A 24,141-nucleotide genomic window follows, 5' to 3' on the forward strand; every position below is an offset into this window, starting at 1 on the left:
CACCACCGCCAGCTTCAACCCGGCCTCGGTGACCTCGGGCAACTCCTCCACGCTGACCCTGTCGGTCGGCGCCTCCACCGCCCAGGGCACCTACCCGATCACCATCACGGGCACCGGCTCCACCACGCACACCGCGACCTACACCCTGACGGTCGGCACCGGCGGCCCCGGCGGCCGGACGTTCACCAACAACACCGACTACCAGATCAGGGACTACTCCACCACCCAGAGCTCGATCACGTCCAACGCGACGGGCACCGCGGTCTCCCCGGTGAAGTTGTCCATCACGATCAGCCACACCTGCGCCGAGGACCTGAACATCCGGCTCCGCGGCCCGAACGGCACCTTCTACCTGGTCGACGCCTACGGTGGCACCAGCTGCACGCAGTACGGCACCAGGACCTTCTCGGTCCCGGTCAGCCAGCAGGCCGCCGGCACCTGGACGCTCGACATCAGGGACGTCTACGCCGGTGACACCGGATTCCTGGACACCTGGAGCATCACGCTCTGAGCGTCGTCAATCAGGGGTGGCGAGCCCCGGCCGGTCCTCCGGCCGGGGCTCGTTCACGTCGCCGGCGGATGCGCGCGCCGAGCTCCGGGTTCGTCCGGACGGGCCGCCGTTCAGACCTCCACGCCCATGGCGGGCCGCGGCTGCTGAGAGGTTGACGTAGTCGCGCAGACGGGTGATCAGCCCCTCGCGGACGGTGAGGACGATCAGGTTGGGCAGCGCGAACTCGCCGGTGGCCGCGCTGGTCCCGAGGGCCTCCTGCTCGACGACGATCGTTCCCGGGTCGCCGGTGTCATGGACGGCGAGGGTGCGGTAGCGCTCGTACGTCAGCGGGTGGTCCCGCCACGGCGGATGGTGGTCCTGGAGGCCCTCACGATCGCCGCGTTCGGCACGCTGCTGGGGCTGGTGAGCGCGCTGTTCGGGGCCTGGGCGGTCGGCGCCCTGGCCAACGGGGCGATCCCGCAGTACACGCTCAAGATCCCCTGGGGAACGCTGCTGCTGGTGTGCCTGCTGTCACTCGCGGCCGGCGCGCTCGCCGCGCTCGTCCCGGCCCAGCGGGCGGCCGCCATGCGCCCCCTGGAAGCCACCGCCCAAGCCTGACGGCAACCAGCTCCGACACACGCCGGTAGTCGAGCCCCAACCTCTCGGCCACCAGCAGCGCCTCGGCAAGCATGGTGGCGGGACATGTCCTCCAGCGGCCCCCAGCCGACGCGAGTGTTGGTCCGCCGCAGCCGCCTGTCGGAGACCGTCCAGACGCCGCCGCGCTACCACGGAGCCGAGCGGCCGCCAGCCTGAGAACCAAGCCACGAAAGGGCCCCTCTTCCCCATGCGTATGCTCCAACGCCCTCTGCGCCGCCTCCTCCTCGCGACGGCCGTCGCCGCGGTCACCCTCGTAGCCTGCAGCAGCCCTCAGCCTGAAGTCGTGGGTTCGGCCCAGGTCTCCACACAAGAGGGCGCGGCCCGTTCGGGCCAGGTCACCTACGACTTCGATGACACCGCCTACGCCCCGCCGGGCCTGGACGGCAAGCGTATGGAGCTGAAAGCCGCCGTCACCTACCCTCGCAAGCTGGACGGGGGCAAGCACCCTCTGGTGATGATGCTGCACGGCTGGGGCGACACCTGCGCCGCGGGGGACAAACCCGTCCGCGGCCGCGGCTGGCCGTGCCCCAAGGACGCCAAGCCGGTCGACAACTACCTGGGATACGCCTACCTGGCCGAGGCCCTGGCCGACAAGGGTTACATCGTGGTGTCAGTGGCGGCCAACGGCATCCAGGCACAGGAGAAGGACATGGGGCACACCGCACGCGCGGCCCTGCTGGACAAGCACCTTCAGCTGTGGGAGCAGCTCTCCGCCGGGGAAGGCCCCCTGCGGGAACTCAAGCAGTTCACCGGCCATGTGGATCTGGACCGGGTCGGCACGCTCGGGCACTCACGGGGCGGTGGCGGTGTCATCGCTCAGGCCCTGGACAGCCACACGCCCCCGTCCGGCGTGCACGTCCGGGCCACCATGGCGCTCGCGCCCGCCATGAACGGCATCAACGCCGACAAGGAACGCATCACCCGCATCCCCCTGGCCATAGTCGCCGGAACCTGCGACGCCATGTGGGAGGACGGCAAGATCGCCGCCACGATGGCCGCGGGCAACTCGAACGCCGAACACCATGACGTACCTGGAGGCAATCACAACTTCTTCAACACGATCTGGACACCCGGCACTGGGCCGGCCTTCGCGACGGATGATGTCGCCGTCGAGAAGCGCAACCGTCCCGGAGGCAGGTGTGAGAGCACCAACCAGACCGGCACCGTCCGGCAGCTCACGCCCGCCGAGCAACGCGAGACCGCGATCCACTACGCGACCGCGTTCTTCGACAAACACCTGAAGTAGCCGTCCTCTCCGGCCCGCGTCCGCGGTATGTGCCGTCGGGGACCGGCCCATTGCCGCTTTTTGGCCAGATCTGCCCCATGACGCCCGGCTGCCCGAACGCGGCCGTTCCTCTACATCACAACGGCCTGACCTATCGAGGTCTGTCGGCGGCCGTGATGAACGCGGCGCTTGATCGCGAGACCGACCCGGTGGCGAATTGGCACGCGCAGATGTTCGAGGTGGGAGCCGCGTTGCCGGCCAGGGCGCGGCGATCAGGCATGATCGTCGCCGAGGCGGACGACGCGGACGTGCTGAGGATGGTCGGCGCGATCGCCTGGGCCGCCCAGGACACCCCCGACAGCCCGGCGCGCGCCGACCGCCTGCTCACCCTCCTGCTGAACGGACTCCGTCACGGCGACGTCCGGCCATGACCCTTGCCGGCGATCGGGTCAGGCGTTCTCGCGGGCGTCGTTGCGGAGGCTGAGGAAGACCAGCACGATCCCGATGTAGGTGCACAGCCGCACCGCGTCGGGGATGCCGTTCCAGGTGCCGTTCATCCACATGCCGAACCATTCGCCGCCGATGGCCTGGAAGCCGAAGAACCACAGCAGCAGGGCGACCGTGCAGCCGACGACGCCCCACCGCTTGGACCGCTGGAAGGCGGCGTCGTCGCGCCCGACGGCCCTGACCTGCTGCCAGGCCGACACGAGACAGGTCACCATGATGACCGCCTCGGTGAGGATGACGCCGACGTAGGCGACGTGGTGCGCCCACGTCCATGGGATGGCGCGGTAGTTGATCTGGCTGACCGCGGCGAGCTCGGGCTTCTGGGCGTCCATGGCCAGCACGTGCCGGACGAACTCGAAGTTCGTGCCGTAGTCGGTGAGGTTGCCGAACACGACGAGCAGCGCGAAGCCGCCGACGGTGAAGGTGAGCAGCGCCTTCGCCAGGCGAAGAGCGACGATGGTGTCGAAGCGGGCCAAGGTTCTTTCCTTTGACATCTCTGAAATCGAATGAGCACACGAGCCCAGAGGAGGTGTCCTGCACAGGGGAAAGATCCACGGGGCCCGCTCGCCCGGCGTGGAGGAACTCGCCGGGCCGCTCCACTGGCTCCGTCACTGGCGGTGACGTCGCGGGCCCCTCAGCCTGAGGTGGAACAACGTGACTTATAGTAGCCGACTCCGCAAAGCACGCATAAAAGGCGAGCGCTCGCGCCGCGCGGCGGGAGCGGTCCCGGACGCGGCTCACCGGCCGCCGATGTCGTCGCTCCACAGCTGGGGCGAGCGCCGTTGGAACTCCGACATCAGCGCGATGCACCGCTCATCGGCCCGGACCTCGACGTCGACGCCGTGTCCGCGCAGGAAGCCGACGTCCCCCGCGTAGGTCACCCGTTCGGCGATGACCACCCGCGGGATCTGGAACAGGATGATCGCCCCGCTGCACATCGGGCACGGCGACAACGTCGTGTACAGCGTCGTGCCGGCGTAGGAGGATCGCGATCCCGCGTCGCGCAGGCAGGCCATCTCGCCGTGCGCCGTCGGATCACCTCGCTGGACGCGCTCGTTGTGACCCGCCCCGAGCAGGGCGGTGGGAGTGGCGAGCACCGCGCCGACGGGGATCCCGCCCTGCCCGAACCCCGTCCGCGCCTGCTCGATCGCGATCTGCATCATGGCGTCGTCGTCCGGCCACGGCGGCACGTCCTTCATGACTGCCCTCCCAGCGAAGGTGATGGTCCGGTCTGCTGGAAGTTGTCATCCCCCTCCACGGCCTTGGAGAAGGCTGATCGCAGGAAAACAACGGTAGCGACCGACGGCGGGGCGCCAGGAGCTCGGCGACCTTGGCGAGGGTCCCGATGTGCGGGCGGCGGGCGCGGACGGTGAGCCGTCCCCCACCGGCGAGGCGAGCCGGTCGAGGCAGCGACGGCAGGAGAGCGGCCGCGTGTACGAGTGACAGCGTGATCTTCGTCCCGGCGAGGGCTCACCAGCGTCTCCGCTGTCATCACTCGTGGGCGGGCCATTCCTCGGCCAGGAGCGCGTATGAGAGACCGTCGAGCCATCCCTTGGTGCGGTGGAGTGAGTCTCTCACCGTGTGCTGTTCGCGGCGCATCCCGACCCGCTCCATCAGCCGCCACGAGGATTCGTTGTCGTAGAAGCAGTCCGCGTGCAGGCGGCGCAGGCCAAGACGCCTGAAGGAGATGTCGATGAGGGCGCGCACCGCTTCGGTGGCGTAGCCCTTGCCGCCGTAGGCGGGATCGAGCGTCCACCCGAGCTCCCCTTGGACGCTTTTCGCCTGGTCAGCGACCTCTTCCTGGGCCCAACCGTCCTGGACCCTCAATGTCAGGTCGCCGATCACCCGGCCGTCCAGTTCGATGAGGAGCAGGTCTGCGAGCCGCTCCTCGCTGAGGAAACGCTCACGGTAGTCGTCGTAGGTCTCTGTGGCGGCCGCGATCCATTCGTGAGTCTCCGGCAGTTGCCGGAAGGCCCAGGTCGCGTCCAGGTCGTCGGGGGCAGCGCGGCGCAACAGCAGCCGCTCGGTGGAAATCGGCCAGTCCAGCGTGTCAAGAGGGTGACGCATGGGCCCTCATAGTGACAGCGGGCTGTGGTGACACACAAACGGATTTCCTGCGGACGACGTCTCCGAGAACGACGCGGCGATCGCCCTCCAGGAACCGTCAGGACACCGAAGCGACCAGCGCGGCCGCCGCCGCCACCGCAACCCCGCGTCGGCATCGTCGACGGCCCGGCTTCAGCGCCTCCGTCTGTCAAGGACATCCCGCACTATCGTTGCGGCATGAACACCCCGGCGGCGGAAGCCGACATCGACGTCGACCTGGTCGACCGCCTGATCCGCGTGCAGCACCCGGATCTGGCAGGGCCGCTCACCCCCGTCGCCAACGGCTGGGACAACGTCATCTACCGCCTGGGGACAGACCTGTCCGTACGGCTGCCGCGCCGCCAGGTCGCCGTCGACCTCATCGTCAACGAGCAACGCTGGCTGCCGGTCCTGGCCGAGTACGTCGAGGTCGCACTGCCCATACCCGTCAGGGTCGGCGTGCCCGGCGCGGGCTACCCGTGGCCGTGGACGATCGCGCCCTGGTTCGAAGGCAGCACGGTCGCCGACGTGCCGCCGCCCGACCGTTCCGGCATCGCCGCTCCGCTGGCCGACTTCATGACAGGCCTCCACCGGCCCGCACCGCCTGAGGCCCCGCGTAACCCCGTCCGCGGCGTCCCGCTCACCGCCCGCGACGAAGTGGTACGGCAACGCCTACAGTCCATTTCCCGATCAGCTGACCTTCTCCCCCTCTGGGAGAAGCTGGCCGCCCTCCCGCCCTGGCAGGGCCCCGCACTCTGGCTCCACGGCGATCCGCACCCGGGAAACCTCCTGCTCAACGGGGAAGAGCTGGCGGCTGTCCTGGACTTCGGCGACCTCACCAGCGGCGATCCCGCCACCGACCTTGCCGCCGCGTGGCTGGTGTTCGACGAGAACGCGCGCGAGGTCTTCCGATCACATGTAGACGCCGACGAGGTGACCTGGGAGCGCGCACGGGGCTGGGCCCTCGTCATGGGCACTGCTCTGGCCGCCCACTCGGCCGACAACCCCAGCATGGCGGCCATCGGCGAGCACGTCCTCGACCAGGTGCTTCTCACCTAGAGGCGTAACGCAGCACCTGATGGAGCAGCGTGGCTCGGTTGTCGGCGGCGAGTTCGGCGCGCGCAACCGGGGCTGCGACGGCTTGTCGGTCGCCGCTGGCCGTTCCCTTGTCGATCAAGCCCCGACTTGGCAGCCGATGAGGCGAAGACGGCCGGCGCCGTCCTCGACGTTCAGCGCCAGGATCTCCGCGGCCCGGGCGGCCAGTGGCGCCGCGGCGGCGGTTCGATCGCTCGCAGGGTGTCCTCCGCCAAGTGGCCGGCGGCCGGGCGCTCACCCTCGACGGGCATACGGCCTTCCTGCGGTCGGAGGGCCGCGGATCAGCAGCGTGCTATCAGGTGACAGAGCCCCGGCGGCGCAGCCGGAAGGCGACCGCCGACACCCACAACATCGCGCCGGTCACGCCGACGGCCAGGGGCACCGAACCCCCTTGGCCGCCGCTCATCGTCCAGCCGTTCCCCGCGATGACGGCCACGCCCGCCAGGAAGGACGCGACGGCCGAGCCCGCGGCTCCGGCCCGGGAGAAGTGGCGGCCGAGCACGAAGCAGGCCGCCGCCAGGGCGATGAAGGCGATCGAGCCGGAGGCCATGTGCAGCCCGGCGTGCCAGCTCATCGTCGCGGGCGGGCCCGCGGGGGTTCCGACGGGGAAGCCGTCGCCGGCGTCCATCCGGAACATCCCCGCGAGGATCATCCCGATGCCGTTGACCAGCAGGAGACGGGGCAGCCACCGGCCGGGGACGGCCCGGCGCAGCCCGTACGAGCCGGCGATCACCAGCGCGCCGACGACCAGGAAGTCGGCCACCTGGACCCAGCCGAGCGAGCCGGTCGACAGCTGGCTGAGCGGGTGGCGGACGATGTCGAAGCCCTCACGGGTGAGCACCTGGGCCAGGTTGACCGCCGTCCACAGGGGAGCGGCGACGGCGCCCGCGGCCAGCAGGGTGCGGGTCGAGGAGGCGATGGGGGAGGAGGGGGAGGTGGGGGAGGTGGGGGCGATGGCGGTCATGTCCCGTGTCCTTTCGTGTTCTACTGCATACGCGACGAACGAGCGATGTGACAGGGAACGCACATGAGATTTCTGCTGACGAACGTGAGCGAGCGGCGCGACGACGAGACGCTGCACGTCGAGATGGGCAGGTTCATCCAGGAGCTCACCGAGGCCGGCGTGCTGCTCGCCACCGGAGGCATGGAGCTGGGCGGCACCGTGCTCAGGTCCGCGGGCGGCGAGCTGACCGTGACCGACGGGCCCTTCGCCGAGGCCAGGGAGATGGCGGGCGGCTTCGCGCTGGTCGAGGTCGGTTCGCGGGAGGAGGCGCTGGAGGTCTCGCGGCGCTTCTTCGCGGTCGTCGGCGACGGCGAGTGCCACATGCGCCAGATCTACTGATGGACGCCGTCACGACGGTCTGGCGGGAGGAGTCCGCGCGGATCGTCGCCGGGCTGGCCCGGATGCTCGGCGACGTGGGCCTGGCCGAGGAGTTCGCCCAGGACGCGCTGGTCGCCGCGCTGGAGACCTGGCCGCGTGACGGCGTACCGGACAGGCCGGGAGCGTGGCTGACGACCACCGCCAAGCGGCGCGCCCTCGACCACCTGCGCCGTACCAGGCGGCACGACCACGCGCTCCGCGACCTTGAGCCCGAGCAGCCCCCCGAGCAGCCCGGAGACCGCGAACGGCCGGAACAGGCCGAGGCCGGCGACGACGTGTTGCGGCTGATGTTCGTCTCCAGCCATCCCGTGCTGCCCGCCGAGGAGCGGACCGCGCTGACGCTGCGGCTGCTCGGCGGCCTGACCACCGCGGAGATCGCCCGCGCCTTCCTGGTGCGGGAGGCGGTCGTGGCCGGACGCGTCGCGCGCGCCAAGCGCACGCTCGCCGACGAGGGGGTGCCGTTCGAGCTGCCGCAGGGGCCCGAGCTGGCCGTACGGCTGGCGTCCGTGCTGGAGGTCATCTACCTGATCTTCAACGAGGGTTACTCGGCCACGGCGGGCGAGGACTTGACGCGGCCCGCCCTGGCGCTGGAGGCGCTGCGGCTCGGACGGCTGCTGGCCGGGCTGGCGCCGGGCGAGTCCGAGGTGCACGGGCTGGTGGCGCTGATGGAGATCCAGCAGTCGCGCGCGGACGCCCGTACCGGGCCGTCGGGAGAGCTGGTGCAACTGCACGAGCAGGACCGGGGACGGTGGGACCGGGAGCTGATCGCGCGCGGGTTCGCCTCCATGCTGAGGGCGCGGGAGGCGGGCGGAGGGCTCGGGCCGTACGTCCTTCAGGCGGCGATCGCGGTGTGTCACGCGCAGGCGGCCGGGGCGGCCGACACGGACTGGGACCGGATCGCGGCCCTCTACGGCCCGCTGGTACGGCTGCTGCCCTCGCCGGTGGTCCGGCTCAACCAGGCGGTCGCCGTCGGCATGGCGACCGGGCCGGAGGCGGGGCTGGCGCTGATGGACCCGCTGCTGTCGGACCCGGCGCTGCGGGACTACCCGCCGCTGTCCGCCGTCCACGGCGACCTGCTGGCGCGGGCGGGACGTGACTTCGAGGCCGCGACGGCGTTCGAGCGGGCCGCCGCCCTCACCCGCAACGCCGCCGAACGCGCCTTCCTCCTCGCCCGCGCCGCCCGCCACCGCACCGCGTCCTCCCTCGCCCGTACGGCGGGCACTCCGGACATGGCCCTGCTCGGCGACGCGGCGGACCGGTTCCTGGCACGTACGGACCTGGACGCCGGGACGATCCGGTCGTACGGGCAGACGTTGCGGCGGCTGAGCCTGGACCTGGGGGCCGCCACGCCGCTGGCCGACCTCACCCCCGCCCTGGTGGCCAGGGTGTTCGCCGCCGCCTGGAGCACGGCCGCGCCCAGGACCTGGAACCGCCACCGCGCGGCCGTACGGTCGTTCGGCGCGTGGGCGGGCCTCGGCGACCTGCCGGTCGAGCTGCCCAGGAAGCACGACGACCGCAGGAGACGCCCCGCCGTCGACGACCGGGCACTGGCCGCGCTCTGGCGGCACCCGTCGACGCGGGAGAGGGCACTGTGGCGGCTGGTGCACGAGTCGGGCGCCTCGGCCGCCGCCGTCCTCGCGCTCAACGTCGAGGATCTCGACCTGCCCGCCCGCGGCGCGGCCACGATCACGTGGGGCGACGGCGCCGCGCCCCTGCTGGAGGAGCTGGTCGCGGGCCGGACCCGCGGCCCCCTCTTCCTGGCCGACCGCAGGCCCGCCCCCGCCCGGACGCCGGACCCGGCCGACCTGTGCCCCGAGACCGGCAGACGCCGCCTGTCCTACGAACGCGCCGAGTACCTGTTCAAGAAGGCCTCGGGCGGCTTCACCCTGCACCAGCTCGCAGCGTCCGTACGCCGCTCGGCACCAGCACCACGCACAGCAACGCGGTGACCGCCACCGCGCCGGTGAGGTCGAGCATGCCGGCGCCGGGTGAGAGCACGGCGTGCGATCGCCGGGAGCGGGGCACGCACGGAGGGCCGAGTCGGGCCGTGTCACAGCCGTCCTGCTGTCCCGCGGTGGGCGCGAAGCATTCGGGACGCTGCGATGGCGGCCGGCCCGACGACCCAGGTCCGCTCCTCATGATGAGTAATCGGTGGACGTGGCCGGCGCCCGGATCGCGGCAGATCCGTATGGGTCAGATGTGGAGGCCTGCACGAGAACGATCCTGAGCCGATGGTCCGCCGGTGAGGGCTCAGCCGTTTCGTCCGGCGCGCGGCGTGCGTCGCGGATCAATGGCTCCAGCTCCAGGCCGGTACCGATATGGCGCTCCAACCCCGAAAGCCCTATTCTCACCCATCGTGAAGCCCCTCAAGATCGCGGCACTCGCCTGCGCCCTCCTCACCCCCTTGACCGTCACGGCGGCCGCGCACGCCTCGGCGTATCCCGTGAAGAACCCCGTGCTCGTCAAGAACGCGTTGTACCAGGCCGGGCCGCTGCCCACCACGACCTGTAACAACCTGCCGGACGAGCCCACGACGCCCGCCGAGGCCCGTACCTACATCAACGAGGCCCTGCGCTGCCTGGAGAACACGTGGGGGCCGCACCTGCAGAAGGCCGGCCTGCCCTATGAGCCGGTCAAGGTGCGGTACGTGACCCGCCTGCCCAAGAACTACTGCGGGGCCGAGGACGGCGAGACAATCCAGTCGTCCGAGGTGTGGTATTGCGACTGGGACCGCACGCTGTCCTTCAAGATCGGCAAGTACTGGCTCCTCGGGCCAATCAGCGGCCTCGATCTCTTCGACACGATCGCCGGCACGTACAGCTACCACGTGCAGAAGCAGGCCGGTATCTACGACGCCGGCGAGAACCTCAGAGCCGCCAGCAAGGCCGAGCACCTCGAGCAGGGGCGGCGCATGTACCAGCAGGCCGACTGCCTGGGCGCGGCCTTCACCAAGAGCGTCTGGCCGCTGCCTGGCAAGACCGAGCAGGACTGGGAGAAGGCCGCGTCGTCCTTCTACCGCGACTCCGCCGAGTACGGCAAGGCCGCCAACCGCAAGCGGTGGGTCAAGGCCGGTTTCCGCACCGCCGACCCGGCCTCCTGCAACACCTGGGCGGCAGCCTCGTCCAAGGTCTCCTGACGCGATCGACCCCGGGCCGGCCGCCGCAGGGGCGGGTGACGTCGGCACGGTGATCAGCCGGGTGCTCGCCCCCCACGGCATCCGCGTGGCGATCCGCTACCCCGAGCGGGACGCCACCACCGCCGACCTGCCCGCCATGCCGCACGGACCCCCGGATGCTGTGCGTCAAGTAGTCGCTCACACTAGTCGAAGTACTCGCTGCACGACTGAGAGCCACCAAAGACAGCTGCTGGTCAGGGGCTTACCGGAAGCCAAGGCAGGTCAGGCGAACAGCTCACGGAGAGCCGCCGTCGAGCCCAGCATGCTGCGGGGTCAGCCACACCGCCGCTGCCATGGTGGACGCGCCGAGCAGCACGCGTCTGGATTGTCTCGCTGATCAGGAGACCTTGAGCACGAGCTTACCCGTGGTCGTGCCGGACTCGATGCGCCGGCGCGCCTCGGCCGCCTGATCCAGCGTCAGTTCCTCGACGCGCAGCGGCAGGTCGCCTGCCGCCACGGCGGCGACGGCGCGGCGCAGTGCACGTCCCGCCTCTGCGGGAAAGGGGGCGGCGACCTGCTCAAGCCGGCCCAGCTGAAGGAGATGAAGCAGACCATCGACTCTCCGGCACTCCCGCGCGGCTGGGGGTTACGGGCTCGGCCTGATGAAGATCAAGCTGAGCTGCGGCGGCCACGCGTGGGGCAACGGCGGCGACATCCCCGGTTACGAGACCCGCAACGGCATCACCGAGGACGGCCGGAGCGCCACACTCACCGTGACCGCACTACCGACCTCAGACGACAGCGCCGACCGCGTCGACGGCACCCTCGACGCCATGCTCTGCGCCCAGAAGTAGGGTCGCACCCGGCTGGCCGGTCGTCGGACAACGTGTCGGCTATGTCAATCGGTCGTGCCGGCGTGTACGGCGATGATTCGCCAGCCGTGCGTCTCGTCGTACAGCCAAGTACGGGTGTAGCGCATCCTGGCCGCGAACGGCGTACCCGAGACGGTCCCTTCCAGGGTGCCGAGGAACCACGTCACCCCGGTGCGCCCATCGGCGAGCACGGTCAACTCCTCCTCGGCCACCTTCGTCAGCACCTGCGTCCGAGTGCGATGCAGCTCCAGGTCGTCGGCCTTGGTCGCAACATTCGCACCGAAGGTGAAGATCAGCCGATCGTCCAGCAGCCGATCCAGCGCCTCGACGTCTCCAGCGAGCTGCGCGGCCTGGAGTCGGCGCTCGGCGTCCCGCAAGTCTTCCATCATGAGGTCCACCCTCCCAGCCGGCGCCGTATCCGCGCCAGGACGTTCACGCTCGGCTGATCTTCGCAGCTCGATCCAGGGGGCACGGGGCATCGCGTCGCGAGCGGACCGGGGAGCGTCCTTCTGATGCGTCGCTCACGAGGAGGTCGACTGCTTCGGGGCCGGGTCGTCGGTCCAGCCCAGTCGTTCCACCACGTACGCCAAGGTCTGATGCCGCCTTTGGCGGCGTCGAATCCGGCACGCCGGCGGAAGGCGATCAGGAAGGGCTCGGCGGCGAGGTCCTCGGCGACGTCGAGGTCGAGGCGGCGGCCGATGTAGCCGCGGATCTCCTCGTAGCGGGCATCGAAGAGGGCGGAGAATCGCTCGGGATCGGCGACCGCTCCGTCGAGGAACGTGGTCATGCACGGGTCTCTCTCGCCGGGAATGCCGGACACCACTGATTGCCCGGTCGCCGCCCACCCTTCACAGGAGTTCGGCCCCTCGGCATCCTACCGATCGATCGGTAGGATCCGGCTCATGGACATCATCGCGGCCACCCGGCACGGCAAGGTGCGCGGCCGACTCCACGCCGGGATCCAGGTCTTCCGGGGCATCCCGTATGCGGCGCCGCCGTTCGGCGCCCACCGATTTCGCGCCCCGGCGCCCGTCGAGCGCTGGGACGGCGTCCGTGACGCGGCGGAGTTCGGCCCGACCGCCCCCAAGCGGCCCTACCGGTCGCCGCTCGACCGGCTCATCCCCGAGCAGCAGATCCCCGGCGACGAGTGCCTCAACCTGAACGTCTGGACCCCCGGCGCGGACGGCGGCGCGCGTCCGGTGATGGTGTGGATCCACGGCGGCTCACTGCGCAACGGCTCCTCCAGCCTGCCCCTGTACGACGGCCACGCCTTCGCCAGGGACGGCGTCGTCCTGGTCTCGATCAACTACCGGCTCGGCGTCGAGGGCTTCGGCGTCTTCCCCGACGCCCCGGACAACCGCGGCCTGCTCGACCAGATCGCCGCGCTGGAATGGGTGCGCGACAACATCGCGGCCTTCGGCGGCGACCCCGGCAACGTCACCGTCTTCGGCGAGTCGGCGGGCGCCGTCAGCATCGGCGCGCTGCTCACCAGTCCGCGCGCCAGGGGCCTGTTCCGCCGGGCGATCATGCAGAGCGGTCCGCCGCACACCGTGACGCGGGCCGAGGCCGCGCGGACGGCGCTGCTGATGGCGGACCGGCTCAAGGTGCCGGCCACGGCCGAGGCGTTCGCCGCGATCGACCGGGAGCGGCTGCTCGACGTCCAGACCGAGGTGGTCGGCAAGGCGGACCCGATCACCGGCGGCCCCGGCTTCCACATCGTGACCGAGCCGGACGCCGGTCCGGTCGAGGCCGCCCTGCTCATCGGCGCCAACCGGGAGGAGTACCGGCTCTGGTTCGTCCCGAGCGGAGCCGTGGACCGGGTCGGCCGGCTCACGCTCCGCCTGGCCCTGCTGAAGCTGCGCGTCCCGGGACGGGCCCTGCGGCTCTACCGGTCCGCCCGCCCCGGCGCCACGCCCGGGGAACTGCTCGGCGAGATGGCCACCGACCTGCTCCTGCGCGCCCCGGTCAACCGCCTGGCCGACAGCGTGCAGCGGGCCCACGTCTACGAGTTCGCGTGGCGGACGAAGGTCATGGACCTGCGCGCCTGTCACGCCCTGGAGATCGGCTTCGTCTTCGACAACCTGCGGCACTCGCGCGAGCTGGCCGGCGACGAGCCCCCGCAGGAACTGGCCGACGCGATGCACCGGGCCTGGGTCGCCTTCGCCGCGACCGGCGATCCGGGCTGGCAGCCGTGGGACTCCTCCCGTCCCGTCATGGTCTTCGACTCGCCGGGCTCGGGCGTCGTGCACGCGCCGCGCGACGAGGAGCTCAGGGTCTGGTCAGCTCGCGCGCGGTGATCGCCGCCGCCAGCAGCCGCGCCTGCGCGGGTTCGGCGAGGTCGAGCCCGGTCAGCAGGCTCACCCGGCGCAGCCGGTAGTCCAGCGTGTTGCGGTGGATGTGCAGGTCGAGAGCGGTCCGGCGGCGGTTGTGGCCGCGCTCGACGAAGGCCCGCAGCGTCTCCAGCAGGTGGGGGTGGCCGTCGAGCGGCGCGAGCTTGGCGGCCAGCCGGGCCAGCCCCGCGCCCGGACGGGCCAGCTGGTGTTCGAGCAGCACGTCGTCCAGGCGGTAGAGACCGGGCGGCCGGTCGAGCCTGCGCACCAGGTCCAGCACCTCGCGGGCCTCTTGCGCCGCGTCGGGGATCGCCGCGGGCGTCGCGGCGCGGGCGGCGGCGGCCGGCACGGGGCGGCCCACGGCCGTGGCCAGCCTGTCCGGGAGCGCGTCCAGGGCGTGCCCGCCGGGCAGCAGCGCGACTCCTTCGACGTGGTCCATCAGCACCAGCGTCCCGGTGTGCGCGTCCAGGGCCGACTGCACGAGCCGGGCCGGCGGCGCGGGCTGTCCCAGGTCGAGGAGCAGCACCTCGTGCTCCTGGCCCACCTCGACCCCCGCCGCCGCGGCCAGGCTCTCGTACGGGTGGCCGCTCAGCAACGCGCCGATCAGCGCGCGGCGCACCCGTTTGTCCTCGCTCCTGATGTCCTCCTGGGCCTGCTGGTGCGCCAGGGCGACGGCGGGCATGGCCGCGCGCAGGCAGCCGAGCATCCGCCGGCCGGCCGCGGCCAGCTCCTCCGGCGCGGCCACCTCGGTCAGCGCCTGCCACCAGACCTCGGCGCCGATGAGGTAGGCGGTCACCGCCGCGTCCAGCGGCAGGTGGTCCTCGGCGCGGCGCGCGGACCACTCGATGACGCGGGTCAGGTCGGCCGGGCCCATGGCGTCGGGGCGGCTGAGCGCGCGCAGCAGGATCGTCAGGACGGCCGAGACCGAGCCGGCCACCTCGCCGTGCAGGGTCGCGGGCGGCAACTCCCGGTAGAACGGCACTTCGGCGGCGCACCGGGCGATCACCGCGGCGGTGAGCCCGCGCACCCTCGGCTGCATCCGGCTGTGCAGGTCGGACATCCCGTGATCGTCACATTGCCCAAACCGGCCCGTCAATTCTTGGCCCGAATGCGGAGAGACGGCGGCCTCCTTCGTGTACAGGATTCGTGCAAACCCCCCAGTCAGGAGGCCGCCTTGTTCCGACGCCTGCTCACCGCCCTGCTCGTCGTGCACGCACTCGGCACGGCTCCCGCCCACGCCGCGACCACGGACTGGGGCGCGCCCGGCCCCTACGCGACCGCCGTGGAGGTCGGCGTGGTCAACACCCTCTACTACCCGCGCGACATCGCGAGCAGCGACCGCCGCCACCCGGTGATCGTGTGGGGCAACGGCACGGGCGGCGCCCCGCTCGTCTACCGCGACCTGCTGCTGCAGTGGGCCAGCCACGGCTTCATCGTCTCGGCCGCCAACACCCCGATGTCGAACCTCGGCGTCTCCATGCGGGCCGGGATCGACGCGCTCGCCCGCCGCGACGCCGACCCGTCGAGCCCCTTCCACGGCAAGGTCGACCTGACCCGCGTCGGCGCCTCCGGGCACTCCCAGGGCGGCGCGGCGGCCATCGTCGTCGGCGCCGACGCCCGGGTGGACACCGTCCTGCCCATCCAGCCCGGTCCGCTGGCCGACATCGACGGCGTCCACGGGCCCGCCTTCCTGATGGCCGGTCAGAACGACTCCATCGTCTGGCCCTGGCTGGTCAGGTCCTTCTTCGACGACGCGGACCACATCCCGGCGATCTACGGCGAGGTGCGCGGCGCCGACCACTTCACCGTCGTCGGCGACCCCGGGCCGTTCGCCGCGCCCACCACCGCCTGGTGGCGCTTCCAGCTCATGGACGACCCCGAGGCGCGGTCCCTCTTCCACGGCCCGGACTGCGGCATCTGCCTGGACCGCGGCACGTGGTCGGACGTGCGCCGCAACGCTCTCGTGCCGCAGTGACCGAAGGGCCCTCCGGCCACGGCCTCGTCGGCGCTCTGACGTGCGAGGAGACCGGCCGGAGCGGCGTCTTGGCAGAATGAGCGCGTGACTGACGACCGATCGGCCGCTCCGGCGACCCAGCGCCGGATCGCCGCCTCCGACATCCGGCTGCCCGAGCACATCCTGCTCCAGGGCACCTCCGGCCGGATCCTGCGCGAGGCGCTGCAGCTCTTCGCCGAGCGGGGCTTCTACGGCACCTCCATCCGCGACCTCGCGGTGGCCTGCGAGATCCGCTCGGCGACGCTCTACTCCCACTACCCGACCAAGGAGAACGTCCTGGCGGAGCTGGTGCGCATCGGTCACGAGGAGCACCACCGGCGGCTGACCGAGGCGGCCGCGGCGGGCCCGGCCGATCCCGCCTCGCGCCTGCGCCGGGTGGTGCGCGCCCACGTCCTGGCGCACGCGGAGTTCCCCATGCTGGCCGTCGTGGCCGACAACGAGCTGCACGCCCTGTCTCCCGAGCTGGCCGGCCCCGCGCTCATGCTGCGCGCGGCCGGCCGGCAACTGCTCATCGACATCATCGACGAGGGCATCGCCGCGGGCGTCTTCGCCGTGCCCGACGCCTTTCTCGCGGTGACCGCGATCAGCGGGATGGGGATGCGCGTGGCGAACTGGTACGACTCCGCCCTGCCGTACGAACCACACGAAGTTGCGGACACCTACGCGGACTTCGCGTTGCGCATCACGGGGGAGAGCCCCTGACGTCGGACGGCCCCGGGGCTATTTAAGGCTGCCCGCCGTGATGCCGCTCACCACCTGACGGTTGAACACCATGTAGACCGCGATCATCGGCAGCGTGATGATCGACAGGGCCGAGAACAGCAGGCCGTGGTCGGTCACGTAGCGGCTGGAGAAGGCCAGCAGGCCGGTCGGGATCGTCTTGAGCGAGTCGTCCTGGATGTAGAGCAGGGCCAGCAGGAACTCGTTCCAGCAGGACAGCGCCGAGAACACCGCCACGGTCGCCAGCCCCGGCCGCAGCAGCGGCAGCGCGATCAGCAGGTAGACCCGCAGGTCGGAGGCGCCGTCGATGTGCGCGGCCTCGAACAGCTCCCGTGGCAGCGCGTCCAGGTAGACCTTGATCAGGTACGTGGCCAGCGGCAGCCCCATGGCCGTGTACGGGACGATCAGCGCCCACCGGGTGTCGCTCAGCGCCAGCTCGGTGAACATCGTGCTCTGGGCGATGAAGTACGACTGCAGCGGCAGCAGCAGCCCGAGCGCCAGCAGGCCCATGAACAGCCCGCGCCCGCGGAAGTCGAAGCGGCTGAACGCGAACGCCGCCGCCGACGACAGCGCCAGGATCAGCAGCACCGACACCGAGGTCACGATCACGCTGTTGAGCGCGTACCCGCCGATGCCGCCGACCTCCCACGCCTCGGCCCAGCGGCCGAAGTCCAGCGACTCGGGCAGGGCGAACGGGTCGGCGAAGATCTGCGCGTTGGACTTGAAGCTGGAGGCCACCATCCACAGCAGCGGCAGGAAGAACGCCGCCGACACCACGGCCAGCAGCACGGTCGAGAGCCGTCTCATCGGGCCGGCCTCCTGCGCAGTCGCATGAACGCCAGCCCGATGAGGACGACGGCCGCGGTCATCAGCACCGCCATGGCCGAGCCGTAGCCGACCTCGCCGTCACGGAAGACCACCCGGGTCAGGTACGTGGTGGGGATCTCCGTCGCGTTGTACGGCCCGCCGCCCGTCATGACGTAGAACAGGTCGAACGTCTGGAAGCCGCCCGTGACGCAGAGCAGCAGGCAGACCTCGACCGCGTCCCTGATCATCGGCACCTTGATCCGGCGGAAGATGGCCGGCTCGCCGGCGCCGTCGAGGCGGGCGGCCTCGATCACGTCCGTCGGGATCTGGGCGAAGGCGGCGTAGAAGATTGCCATGTAGAACCCGGCGTACACCCACCCGGAGACGACGCAGACGGCCAGGAGCGCCGTGCTCTCGTCACCCAGCCAGACCTCGCCCGGCACGCCGACCAGCCCCAGCAAGGCGTTGACCAGGCCGAAGTCGGCGTTGTAGACGAACGCCCAGAGCACGGCCACGACCACCATCGGCAACATGACCGGGGTGAACAGCGCGACCCGGAACCAGGGCGCCCCGCCGCGCCGGGTGACCAGCAGCCCGGCCAGGACGAGGCCCACGGCGACCTCCAGCACGATGGTCACAACGATGTAGATGCCGACATGGACGAACGAATCCAGAAAAATCGTGTCCTGGGCTGCTCTGAGGAAATTGTCGAGGCCGACGAACTCCATCGGCCCGAAACCGGTCCACTCTGTCAGGCTGAACGCCCCGGTCGCCAGCGCGGGCACGAGCACCGCGAAGCCGAACACCAGCAGCGCCGGGGCGGCGAACAGGTACGGCGTGAGCTTGCGTCTCATCCCGCGACGGCCAGCGCTTCCTTGGGAGACTTCACCCCGCCGAGCACCGCGGCCAGCGCGCGGTAGAGCGCGTCGGCGCGCTTGAGGTCATAGCCGGTGTCCGGCGGGGAGACCACGGTCCTGGCCTCGGCCAGCAGGTCGTTGAGCCGGGTGGTCCGCGCGTCGATCTGCCCGGCGCCCGCCGCCCTGGCCTGGGGCACCGTGCCCGCCTTGACGAACGCGGCGGCGTTGGCCGGGGAGTTCAGCAGCGCCAGGAACTCGGCCGACTCCTTGACCTTCCTGCTCCTGGCGTTGATCACGTAGCCGGTGACGACGCCGATCACGCTGTCCTGGTCGCCGGCGCCGCCGGTCATCGCCGGCAGGTTGACGTAGTCGAAGTCCAGCTTCGGGGCCTCGTCCAGGGCCCAGCTGACCAGCCACGCCCCGATCGGGTGCATGGCCGCCTTGCCCTGGAAGAACAGCTGCGCGCCCTCGTTGTCGTTGGCGGCGTTGGCGCTGCTGTTGACGCACTTGTGGTCGTGCAGCTGGGCCACGTAGCCGAGCGCGCGTTCCCAGGCGGGGTCGGTCATGGGGGCCTTGCCCGACAGCACGTCCTGGTAGGACTGCTCGCCGACGACCCGGGAGACCAGGTGGGACAGCCAGTTGCCGGCGGCCCACAGGTCCTTGTTGCCCGAGGCGATCGGGGTGACGCCCTTGGCGTTGAGCGTGTCGCAGGCCGTGAGCAGCTCCTCGAAGGTCTTGGGCGGCTGCACGCCGGCGTCGGCCAGGATCTTGGTGTTGTACCAGAGGACGTTGGTGACATCGGCCGCGAACGGCACCATGACCGTCTTGCCGTCGACCGTGGTGCGCTTGTACGCCTCGTCCGGGATGAGGCCCTTGAGGGGCCCTGTGGTGACTTGGGAGGAGATGTCGGCGGCGAAGCCGTCCTTGACCCGGGTGCGCAGGCGGTCGCCGGCCCACTCGAAGTAGACGTCGGGCGCCTGCCGGCCGTTGAGCAGGTTCTGCAGGCCGATGGTCTGGTAGAGGTCGTCCTCCTGGAAGTTGAGCTCGACCTTGGCGCCCGGGTGTGCCTTCTCGTACTGGGCCGCGACGTCCTTCCACACCTTGATCTGCTCCTCGCCGGGGGAGCTCATCGCGATCCGTAACACCTTGTCGGTGGCCGCGCTCTGCCCGCCGCCACCGCATGCCGACACCAGCAGCATCAGGGCGAGCGCCCCGGCCGTCCTGTTCACCATGAGAACTCCTCAAGACAGTCGCCGAACACCCGCTTGGGTGCGGGGCGACGGGGGTGCGGTCGTACGTTTCGACGAGCGGTGGCCAGCAGCGCCAGCGCGCCCCGCTCGAACTCCTCCAGCCAGGGCCGGGCCTCGGCCACCAGCGCGCCGCGCCGCGCGGCCCGCGCAGCAGGTGCCCGGCCGCGGCCAGCAGCTCCTCCGCGTGCGCGGCCAGCAGCCGGTCGCCCGCCGCGGCGTCGCCGGACTCGCGCTCGAACGCCCACTGCTCCAGCACCCCCGTGAGCCTGGGCGCGTCGTACGGCTCCAGGCAGGAGCCGCGCACGTTGTCGGCGAAGAGCCGGTAGGCGGCCAGATCCGCGCCGTCACCGACGACGTCGGCCAGGGCCCGCTCCCAGCTCTCCTCCGGGTCGTAGCCCTCCGGGTCGCGCAGGTAGTCGGCGACCGTGGCGAAGGCGATCTTCGATGACTCGTAGAGCTCCATGCCGTTGGCCACGACACCGGTGGCGAACCGGTACAGGTGCCGGTCCCTGCCCCGGTACGGGCCGATGTGCAGCTCGTGGCCCATCGCGACGTCGTTGACCGGGTAGTTGTCCCAGTAGAGCGGGGCCCGGTTCAGCGTGCGGGCGACGGCCGCGGCGTCGGCCAGGTCGATGGTGGCCGAGCAGATGCTCCGGCCGGTCCAGAACAGGTCGATCCGGGCGTCGATCAGGCCGAGGGCCCGGACGTACGGGTCGTCGCCGGTGCCGCAGTAGACGGTGGGGCAGACGAGCAGCCGTCCGGTGCGCGTGAAGACGGCCTCGATGAGCGAGACCTGCGCGGCGGCGAGATCGTCGAAGGCGGCGGCGTCCCGCGGGTGCCGCAGCCGCATGGGGATGTCGTCGAGCAGCAGCCCGACGCCGGCGGCCCCGGCCTCCATGGCCCGCTCGAACGCCATGCACAACGCCTGGACGTCGCCGGCGTCGGAGTAACGCAGTGACAGGCCGGGCGAGAGGCAGTAGATGACGTCCACCCCCGCCTGCCTGCCGCGCGCGGCCAGCTCGCCCAGCCCCTCCACGCCGGCCTCCCGCCACGACGGCCGGTCGGCCTTGGGGGCGTGGACGTAGGTGTTCATGCCCCGCGCGCCGAGGAAGCCGAGCAGGTCGAGCCGCTGCTCGTGACTCCATGGACGGCCGTAGAACCCCTCGATGACCCCGCGGACCGCAAAGCCTGCTGACTTCATGAAGACAGTAAAGAGTCTTTATCTCATCTAGGCAAGAGTCTTTACCAGACTTCTCAACGGGAGGACACGGTCGTGTTCAGGGGGATGACGGCCGCCGAGTGGCGAATCCGGCTCTGAGCCGCCGCTCCACCGCCTCGGACGTCGCGCCGAGGCGGTCCAGCCCGTGCAGGGCCGACCCCACGATCGGCGGCGCGTCCAGCACCCGGACGTCCACCCCGGGCAGCCCCTTGCCGATCCGGGCCAGCAGCCGGGCGTCCCGGCCGGTCAGCACCCCGCCCCCGAGCACGACGGGCACGCTCACCCCGCCCCAGTCCAGCCGCTCGATCGCCGCGCCCGCCCAGGCCGCGACCTCGTCGCCCAGGCGCTCCACCAGCGACACGGCGACGGCGTCCCCTGCTCCCGCCACCTCGAACAGCACCGGCACCAGCTCGTGCAGCCGCTCCTCGGGCAGGTGCCCGAGGTGGAACCCCACGCACACCGAGGTGACGTCCGGCAGGCCGAAGCGGGCGGCCACGGCCTGGCGCAGCAGGGTGCGCGGGCCGCGGCCGTCCTCGTCGCGCACGGCCCACCACAGCACCTCCTCGCCCAGCCATTCCCCGCCGCCCCAGTCGCCCGAGCGCCGGCCCAGCGCCGGCCACCGCGCGACCTGGCCGCCGGGGCCGCGCGCCACGCAGTTCATCCCGCCGCCGCACACCACCGCCACGCCGTACGGCACGTCCGCCCCCGCCCGCAGGATCGCGAAGGTGTCGTTGTCCACGACGACCTCGGGCGCCCACTCCCGCGCCTCGACGGCCCGCTGCAGGATCTCCTGCTCGACCGGCAGGTCACAGTGCGCCAGGAACGCCGACACCCGCTCGGCCACGAAGCCGCGGCGGCCGCTGTCCGGAGGCGGGTCGGCCTGCCGTACGGCCGCCGCCACGAGGTCGGCGAGCAGGCCGATCGCGGCGGGAAGCCGCGGCCCGTGCGGCTGGAACCCGCCGCCGCGCACCCAGGCGAGCAACTCGCCGTCGGCGCCGGCCAGCGCCACGTCGGTCTTGCTGTTGCCCGCGTCGATCGCCAGGACCGCGGGCCCGGTCACGAGGCCCAGACCTGGTGGGCCGCCAGCAGCCGGTCGGCCAGCCCCTGCGCCAGGTCGTACTGCCCCACCAGCGGATGGGCCAGCAGCGCCGCCTCCACGTGCGCCCGATCAGGGCGGGACGCCGCCCGCACCGCCAGCTCCTCGTACGCGCTGACGTGCGCGATCAGCCCCGCCTGCAAGGGCTCCACCGCCGGCACGGCCAGCGGCACGGCCCCGGCGGCGGTGATCCGCGCCGGCGTCTCGATCACCGCCGAGGCGGGCAGGAAGGGCAGGGTCCCCTCGTTGCGGACGTTGACCACCTGCACATCCCCCCGGTCATGGAGCAGCGAGGCGAGCAGGTCGACCGCGGCCGTCGAGTAGAACGCGCCGCCCCGCTGCTCCAGGAGCTCCGGCTTGTCGTCCAGCGCCGGGTACATCTCCAGCAGCCGCCGCTCCAGCTCCAGCACCTCCTGCGCCCGCGTCGGACGCCCGAGCTGCTCGGCCACCACCTGGTCGTGGGCGTAGTAGAAGCGCAGGTAGTAGGAGGGCACGACGCCCAGAGCGGTGATCAGCTCGGGCGGCAGCTCGCACTCGGCGGCCAGCTCGGCGACGTGCCGCTCGATCAGCCCCGGCAGCACGTCGACCCCGTCCACCCACGCCGAACGCTCCCACGACAAGTGATTGAGCCCGACATGTCCCAGCGTGAGCTCCGCGGGCGCGCAGCCGTGCAGCCGGGCGAACAGCCGCTGGAACCCGATGGCCACGTTGCACAGGCCGACGGCGCGATGACCGGCGTCGAGCAGGGCGCGGGTGACCAGCCCGACGGGGTTCGTGAAGTCGATCAGCCAGGCGCCGGGGGCGAGGGCGCGGACCCGGTCGGCGATGCGCAGCACCTCGGGGATCGTCCGCAGGGCCTTGGCCAGGCCGCCCGCGCCGGTGGTCTCCTGGCCGACGCAGCCGCACTCCAGCGGCCAGGTCTCGTCGCCGTGCCGCGCTCGCTGGCCGCCGACGCGTAACTGCAGCAGGACGGCGTCCGCGCCTTCGACGGCGTCGTCCAGGCCGGTGGTGAGCCGGACGCGTCCGGCCCTGCCGCGCAGCATGCGGGTGGCCAGGCCGCCGACGACGGCGAGGCGTTCCTCGTCTGGGTCCATGAGGACGAGTTCGTCCAGCTCCAGGGCGGCCAGGCCGCCGGCGAGCTCGGGGGTGTAGGTGGAGCCGCCGCCGACGACGGTGACCTTCATCGGGCCTCCGCCCCGGAACCGGCGGCCTTGGCCGCCGCGGAGACCTTGGCCGCGGCCGAGATGCGGCGGGTGGCGACCGACTCCCTCAGCAGACGCGTGCCGTGGGCCAGGCCGCCGGTCAGCACGGGCGCGTTGCCCAGCGCCGAGACCTCGACGGCGGGCGGGTGGCGCAGCATGCCCGCCAGCGCGGCGCCGATCTCCGGCAGGATGCTCGCGCAGGCCAGCCCGATGCCCCCGCCGAGCACGACCAGCTCGACGTCGGCGACCCGGGAGATGGTGGCGATCCGCGACGCGATCCGCCGGGCCTCCTCGGCGACGATGGCCGAGGCCAGCCCGTCGCCCCGGGACGCGGCGGCGAAGATGGCCTCCGGCGTGGCGTCGAGCCGCAGCGTGGTGTCGCCGTCGCGCAGACCTGCCGCGATCCAGGCGCGGGCCCACTTCATCAGCGCGTCCCCCGAGGGGCTGTCGGGCAGCTCGTCCTCACCGGGCGCGGGGTCGTCGACCTCGCCGGCGGCCCCCCGGTGCCCTCGATGGGCCCGGTCGCCCAGGATCAGCCCGGCCCCGACGCCGGCGCCGATCGACAGGAACGCGAAGTCGGCGACCCCCCGCCCGGCGCCCAGGGCGTGCTCGCCGATCACCGCCAGGTTGACGTCGGTCTCGACCTCGGCCGGCACGCCGAGCGCGGCCTCCAGCCCGGACCGGATCGCCATGCCCTCCAGCGCGGGCCGGTTGCTCTGCCGGATGACCCCCTCCTCGGGATCCACCACGCCCGGCACCCCGGCCGCGACCAGCTCGATCCCCCCGCCGCCCGCCGCCGGGCCGCCGGGGGACAGGGTGTCGCGGACGGCCACGGCGGCGCGCAGGATCGTCGCCGGGTCGGAGTCGTCGATGCGTTCGTCGTGCCTGGCCAGCATCGTGCCGCGCAGGTCGCACAGCGCGCCGCGGACGAAGCGGGTGCCGATGTCCAGGGCCAGGACGTGGGCCAGCGTGTGGACCGGCTCGAAGTAGACGGCGCCGTAATGCATCTCGCCGGGCGGTTCGGCCTGGCGGACCAGGCCGGCGGAGGCGAGCAGGTCGAGGGCGTTGGCCACCGTCGGCTTGGTCATGCCGGTGCGGCGGCTCACCTCGGCCCGTGAGATCGGCGGGTCGGCTCGAATGGCCTCCAGGACCACGGACGCGTTGATCTCGCGCAGGGTGGTGAGCGTCGCATGCTGGGACATGGCCCGAATTCTAGTAA

27 protein-coding genes and 1 pseudogene are annotated in these 24,141 nt (G+C 71.8%); 13 read left to right on the top strand and 15 right to left on the bottom strand.

What is annotated here, in order from left to right:
• The 4 genes from AB0C33_RS44420 to AB0C33_RS44435 all read left to right on the top strand — a co-directional run.
• A partial coding sequence (locus tag AB0C33_RS44420) for a proprotein convertase P-domain-containing protein (protein ID WP_358299633.1) occupies positions 1-511 on the top strand: 511 nt, incomplete at its 5' end.
• A 291-nt stretch (positions 512-802) separates the two neighbouring features.
• A complete protein-coding gene (locus AB0C33_RS44425) occupies positions 803-1,108 on the top strand; it encodes an ABC transporter permease (protein ID WP_358299636.1) in 306 nt (101 codons plus the stop codon).
• Positions 1,109-1,430: 322 nt separating this feature from the next.
• A complete protein-coding gene (locus AB0C33_RS44430; RefSeq protein WP_358299639.1) occupies positions 1,431-2,393 on the top strand; it encodes a hypothetical protein in 963 nt (320 codons plus the stop codon).
• 77 nt (positions 2,394-2,470) lie between these two features.
• On the top strand, positions 2,471-2,803 hold the full coding sequence (locus AB0C33_RS44435; protein ID WP_358299642.1) for a hypothetical protein: 333 nt from the start codon (positions 2,471-2,473) through the stop codon (positions 2,801-2,803).
• 18 nt (positions 2,804-2,821) lie between these two features.
• Here AB0C33_RS44435 and AB0C33_RS44440 read toward each other — a convergent pair whose 3' ends face one another.
• The 3 genes from AB0C33_RS44440 to AB0C33_RS44450 all read right to left on the bottom strand — a co-directional run bounded on the left by AB0C33_RS44440 (position 2,822) and on the right by AB0C33_RS44450 (position 4,946).
• Positions 2,822-3,373 carry a DUF2165 domain-containing protein gene (locus AB0C33_RS44440; RefSeq protein WP_358299645.1) on the bottom strand — a complete coding sequence of 184 codons (552 nt, stop codon included), beginning with the start codon at positions 3,371-3,373 and terminating at the stop codon, positions 2,822-2,824.
• Positions 3,374-3,616: 243 nt separating this feature from the next.
• Positions 3,617-4,078 carry a nucleoside deaminase gene (locus tag AB0C33_RS44445; RefSeq protein WP_358299647.1) on the bottom strand — a complete coding sequence of 154 codons (462 nt, stop codon included), beginning with the start codon at positions 4,076-4,078 and terminating at the stop codon, positions 3,617-3,619.
• Positions 4,079-4,370: 292 nt separating this feature from the next.
• Positions 4,371-4,946 (bottom strand): GNAT family N-acetyltransferase, encoded by a 576-nt coding sequence (locus tag AB0C33_RS44450; RefSeq protein WP_358299650.1) that lies wholly within the window; start codon positions 4,944-4,946, stop codon positions 4,371-4,373.
• Between the two features lie 216 nt (positions 4,947-5,162).
• Here AB0C33_RS44450 and AB0C33_RS44455 point away from each other — a divergent pair, with 216 nt between their 5' ends.
• Positions 5,163-6,023, top strand: coding sequence for an aminoglycoside phosphotransferase family protein (locus AB0C33_RS44455; protein ID WP_358299653.1), 861 nt, complete (start codon positions 5,163-5,165; stop codon positions 6,021-6,023).
• A gap of 331 nt (positions 6,024-6,354) precedes the next feature.
• Here AB0C33_RS44455 and AB0C33_RS44460 read toward each other — a convergent pair whose 3' ends face one another.
• Positions 6,355-7,023 carry a DUF998 domain-containing protein gene (locus AB0C33_RS44460; protein WP_358299656.1) on the bottom strand — a complete coding sequence of 223 codons (669 nt, stop codon included), beginning with the start codon at positions 7,021-7,023 and terminating at the stop codon, positions 6,355-6,357.
• Between the two features lie 63 nt (positions 7,024-7,086).
• Here AB0C33_RS44460 and AB0C33_RS44465 point away from each other — a divergent pair, with 63 nt between their 5' ends.
• The 3 genes from AB0C33_RS44465 to AB0C33_RS44475 all read left to right on the top strand — a co-directional run bounded on the left by AB0C33_RS44465 (position 7,087) and on the right by AB0C33_RS44475 (position 10,576).
• Complete coding sequence (locus AB0C33_RS44465) at positions 7,087-7,401, top strand: YciI family protein (RefSeq protein ID WP_358299659.1); 315 nt, start codon at positions 7,087-7,089, stop codon at positions 7,399-7,401.
• Positions 7,401-9,389, top strand: a complete 1,989-nt coding sequence (locus AB0C33_RS44470) for a sigma-70 family RNA polymerase sigma factor (RefSeq protein ID WP_358299662.1) — start codon at positions 7,401-7,403, stop codon at positions 9,387-9,389. The genes AB0C33_RS44465 and AB0C33_RS44470 overlap by 1 nt, the downstream gene beginning before the upstream one ends.
• 407 nt (positions 9,390-9,796) lie before the next feature.
• Positions 9,797-10,576: a neutral zinc metallopeptidase gene (locus AB0C33_RS44475; RefSeq protein WP_358299665.1), complete on the top strand. Its 780-nt coding sequence runs from the start codon at positions 9,797-9,799 to the stop codon at positions 10,574-10,576.
• A gap of 376 nt (positions 10,577-10,952) precedes the next feature.
• Here the strand turns inward: AB0C33_RS44475 and AB0C33_RS44480 are convergent, their stop codons facing one another.
• The gene (locus AB0C33_RS44480; RefSeq protein ID WP_358299668.1) at positions 10,953-11,072 is read right to left on the bottom strand and encodes a zinc-binding dehydrogenase; all 120 of its coding nucleotides are present in this window, start codon (positions 11,070-11,072) and stop codon (positions 10,953-10,955) included.
• A gap of 145 nt (positions 11,073-11,217) precedes the next feature.
• Between AB0C33_RS44480 and AB0C33_RS44485 the strand changes: the two genes are divergently transcribed.
• The gene (locus AB0C33_RS44485; RefSeq protein ID WP_358299670.1) at positions 11,218-11,409 is read left to right on the top strand and encodes a hypothetical protein; all 192 of its coding nucleotides are present in this window, start codon (positions 11,218-11,220) and stop codon (positions 11,407-11,409) included.
• Positions 11,410-11,453: 44 nt separating this feature from the next.
• On the opposite strand, the gene AB0C33_RS44490 is transcribed toward AB0C33_RS44485, so the two are convergent.
• Together AB0C33_RS44490 and AB0C33_RS44495 are read right to left on the bottom strand one after the other, a co-directional pair.
• Positions 11,454-11,816, bottom strand: a complete 363-nt coding sequence (locus AB0C33_RS44490; RefSeq protein WP_358299673.1) for a nuclear transport factor 2 family protein — start codon at positions 11,814-11,816, stop codon at positions 11,454-11,456.
• Complete coding sequence (locus tag AB0C33_RS44495) at positions 11,813-12,214, bottom strand: hypothetical protein (RefSeq protein ID WP_358299676.1); 402 nt, start codon at positions 12,212-12,214, stop codon at positions 11,813-11,815. Before AB0C33_RS44495 ends, AB0C33_RS44490 begins: the two co-directional genes overlap by 4 nt.
• Before the next feature lie 115 nt (positions 12,215-12,329).
• Here AB0C33_RS44495 and AB0C33_RS44500 point away from each other — a divergent pair, with 115 nt between their 5' ends.
• Complete coding sequence (locus AB0C33_RS44500; RefSeq protein WP_358299679.1) at positions 12,330-13,724, top strand: carboxylesterase family protein; 1,395 nt, start codon at positions 12,330-12,332, stop codon at positions 13,722-13,724.
• Here the strand turns inward: AB0C33_RS44500 and AB0C33_RS44505 are convergent.
• The gene (locus tag AB0C33_RS44505; protein ID WP_358299682.1) at positions 13,696-14,817 is read right to left on the bottom strand and encodes a helix-turn-helix domain-containing protein; all 1,122 of its coding nucleotides are present in this window, start codon (positions 14,815-14,817) and stop codon (positions 13,696-13,698) included. The genes AB0C33_RS44500 and AB0C33_RS44505 overlap by 29 nt on opposite strands.
• A gap of 114 nt (positions 14,818-14,931) precedes the next feature.
• On the opposite strand from AB0C33_RS44505, the gene AB0C33_RS44510 reads away from it, so the two are divergent.
• Both AB0C33_RS44510 and AB0C33_RS44515 read left to right on the top strand, forming a co-directional pair.
• Positions 14,932-15,732, top strand: coding sequence for an acetylxylan esterase (locus tag AB0C33_RS44510; RefSeq protein ID WP_358299685.1), 801 nt, complete (start codon positions 14,932-14,934; stop codon positions 15,730-15,732).
• Positions 15,733-15,816: 84 nt separating this feature from the next.
• On the top strand, positions 15,817-16,473 hold the full coding sequence (locus AB0C33_RS44515) for a TetR/AcrR family transcriptional regulator (protein WP_358299688.1): 657 nt from the start codon (positions 15,817-15,819) through the stop codon (positions 16,471-16,473).
• Positions 16,474-16,491: 18 nt separating this feature from the next.
• Here the strand turns inward: AB0C33_RS44515 and AB0C33_RS44520 are convergent, their stop codons facing one another.
• The 3 genes from AB0C33_RS44520 to AB0C33_RS44530 are packed head-to-tail and all read right to left on the bottom strand — an operon-like array spanning position 16,492 to position 19,387.
• Complete coding sequence (locus AB0C33_RS44520; protein WP_358299691.1) at positions 16,492-17,298, bottom strand: carbohydrate ABC transporter permease; 807 nt, start codon at positions 17,296-17,298, stop codon at positions 16,492-16,494.
• On the bottom strand, positions 17,295-18,152 hold the full coding sequence (locus AB0C33_RS44525) for a sugar ABC transporter permease (protein ID WP_358299694.1): 858 nt from the start codon (positions 18,150-18,152) through the stop codon (positions 17,295-17,297). Before AB0C33_RS44525 ends, AB0C33_RS44520 begins: the two co-directional genes overlap by 4 nt.
• Entirely contained in the window at positions 18,149-19,387 is a 1,239-nt protein-coding gene (locus AB0C33_RS44530) for an extracellular solute-binding protein (RefSeq protein WP_358299696.1), read from the bottom strand. The genes AB0C33_RS44525 and AB0C33_RS44530 overlap by 4 nt, the downstream gene beginning before the upstream one ends.
• Positions 19,388-19,440: 53 nt before the next feature.
• On the opposite strand from AB0C33_RS44530, the gene AB0C33_RS44535 reads away from it, so the two are divergent.
• Positions 19,441-19,731, top strand: a complete 291-nt coding sequence (locus AB0C33_RS44535; protein ID WP_358299700.1) for a hypothetical protein — start codon at positions 19,441-19,443, stop codon at positions 19,729-19,731.
• A 44-nt stretch (positions 19,732-19,775) separates the two neighbouring features.
• On the opposite strand, the pseudogene AB0C33_RS44540 reads toward AB0C33_RS44535, so the two are convergent.
• From AB0C33_RS44540 to AB0C33_RS44555, 4 genes and pseudogenes are all read right to left on the bottom strand, one after another.
• Positions 19,776-20,606: pseudogene (locus AB0C33_RS44540) on the bottom strand (beta-N-acetylglucosaminidase domain-containing protein); the annotation flags it as partial.
• A 76-nt stretch (positions 20,607-20,682) separates the two neighbouring features.
• Positions 20,683-21,684, bottom strand: a complete 1,002-nt coding sequence (locus tag AB0C33_RS44545; RefSeq protein ID WP_358299703.1) for a BadF/BadG/BcrA/BcrD ATPase family protein — start codon at positions 21,682-21,684, stop codon at positions 20,683-20,685.
• Positions 21,681-22,904, bottom strand: a complete 1,224-nt coding sequence (locus tag AB0C33_RS44550) for a 6-phospho-beta-glucosidase (RefSeq protein ID WP_358299705.1) — start codon at positions 22,902-22,904, stop codon at positions 21,681-21,683. Before AB0C33_RS44550 ends, AB0C33_RS44545 begins: the two co-directional genes overlap by 4 nt.
• The gene (locus tag AB0C33_RS44555; protein WP_358299708.1) at positions 22,901-24,124 is read right to left on the bottom strand and encodes an ROK family transcriptional regulator; all 1,224 of its coding nucleotides are present in this window, start codon (positions 24,122-24,124) and stop codon (positions 22,901-22,903) included. The genes AB0C33_RS44550 and AB0C33_RS44555 overlap by 4 nt, the downstream gene beginning before the upstream one ends.
• Positions 24,125-24,141: the final 17 nt, after the last annotated feature.

It is taken from the genome of Nonomuraea sp. NPDC048881, assembly GCF_040649795.1.
Taxonomy (GTDB): Bacteria; Actinomycetota; Actinomycetes; order Streptosporangiales; family Streptosporangiaceae; genus Nonomuraea.

Bases quoted from the DNA above. Each gene is read 5' to 3' on its own strand.
- AB0C33_RS44425 (WP_358299636.1), top strand. From the start codon at position 803: ATGGACGGCGAGGGTGCGGTAGCGCTCGTACGTCAGCGGGTGGTCCCG.
- AB0C33_RS44435 (WP_358299642.1), top strand. From the start codon at position 2,471: ATGACGCCCGGCTGCCCGAACGCGGCCGTTCCTCTACATCACAACGGC.
- AB0C33_RS44440 (WP_358299645.1), bottom strand. From the start codon at position 3,373: ATGTCAAAGGAAAGAACCTTGGCCCGCTTCGACACCATCGTCGCTCTT.
- AB0C33_RS44445 (WP_358299647.1), bottom strand. From the start codon at position 4,078: ATGAAGGACGTGCCGCCGTGGCCGGACGACGACGCCATGATGCAGATC.
- AB0C33_RS44450 (WP_358299650.1), bottom strand. From the start codon at position 4,946: ATGCGTCACCCTCTTGACACGCTGGACTGGCCGATTTCCACCGAGCGG.
- AB0C33_RS44455 (WP_358299653.1), top strand. From the start codon at position 5,163: ATGAACACCCCGGCGGCGGAAGCCGACATCGACGTCGACCTGGTCGAC.
- AB0C33_RS44460 (WP_358299656.1), bottom strand. From the start codon at position 7,023: ATGACCGCCATCGCCCCCACCTCCCCCACCTCCCCCTCCTCCCCCATC.
- AB0C33_RS44465 (WP_358299659.1), top strand. From the start codon at position 7,087: ATGAGATTTCTGCTGACGAACGTGAGCGAGCGGCGCGACGACGAGACG.
- AB0C33_RS44470 (WP_358299662.1), top strand. From the start codon at position 7,401: ATGGACGCCGTCACGACGGTCTGGCGGGAGGAGTCCGCGCGGATCGTC.
- AB0C33_RS44485 (WP_358299670.1), top strand. From the start codon at position 11,218: ATGAAGATCAAGCTGAGCTGCGGCGGCCACGCGTGGGGCAACGGCGGC.
- AB0C33_RS44490 (WP_358299673.1), bottom strand. From the start codon at position 11,816: ATGATGGAAGACTTGCGGGACGCCGAGCGCCGACTCCAGGCCGCGCAG.
- AB0C33_RS44495 (WP_358299676.1), bottom strand. From the start codon at position 12,214: ATGACCACGTTCCTCGACGGAGCGGTCGCCGATCCCGAGCGATTCTCC.
- AB0C33_RS44500 (WP_358299679.1), top strand. From the start codon at position 12,330: ATGGACATCATCGCGGCCACCCGGCACGGCAAGGTGCGCGGCCGACTC.
- AB0C33_RS44505 (WP_358299682.1), bottom strand. From the start codon at position 14,817: ATGTCCGACCTGCACAGCCGGATGCAGCCGAGGGTGCGCGGGCTCACC.
- AB0C33_RS44520 (WP_358299691.1), bottom strand. From the start codon at position 17,298: ATGAGACGGCTCTCGACCGTGCTGCTGGCCGTGGTGTCGGCGGCGTTC.
- AB0C33_RS44525 (WP_358299694.1), bottom strand. From the start codon at position 18,152: ATGAGACGCAAGCTCACGCCGTACCTGTTCGCCGCCCCGGCGCTGCTG.
- AB0C33_RS44530 (WP_358299696.1), bottom strand. From the start codon at position 19,387: ATGGTGAACAGGACGGCCGGGGCGCTCGCCCTGATGCTGCTGGTGTCG.
- AB0C33_RS44550 (WP_358299705.1), bottom strand. From the start codon at position 22,904: ATGAAGGTCACCGTCGTCGGCGGCGGCTCCACCTACACCCCCGAGCTC.
- AB0C33_RS44555 (WP_358299708.1), bottom strand. From the start codon at position 24,124: ATGTCCCAGCATGCGACGCTCACCACCCTGCGCGAGATCAACGCGTCC.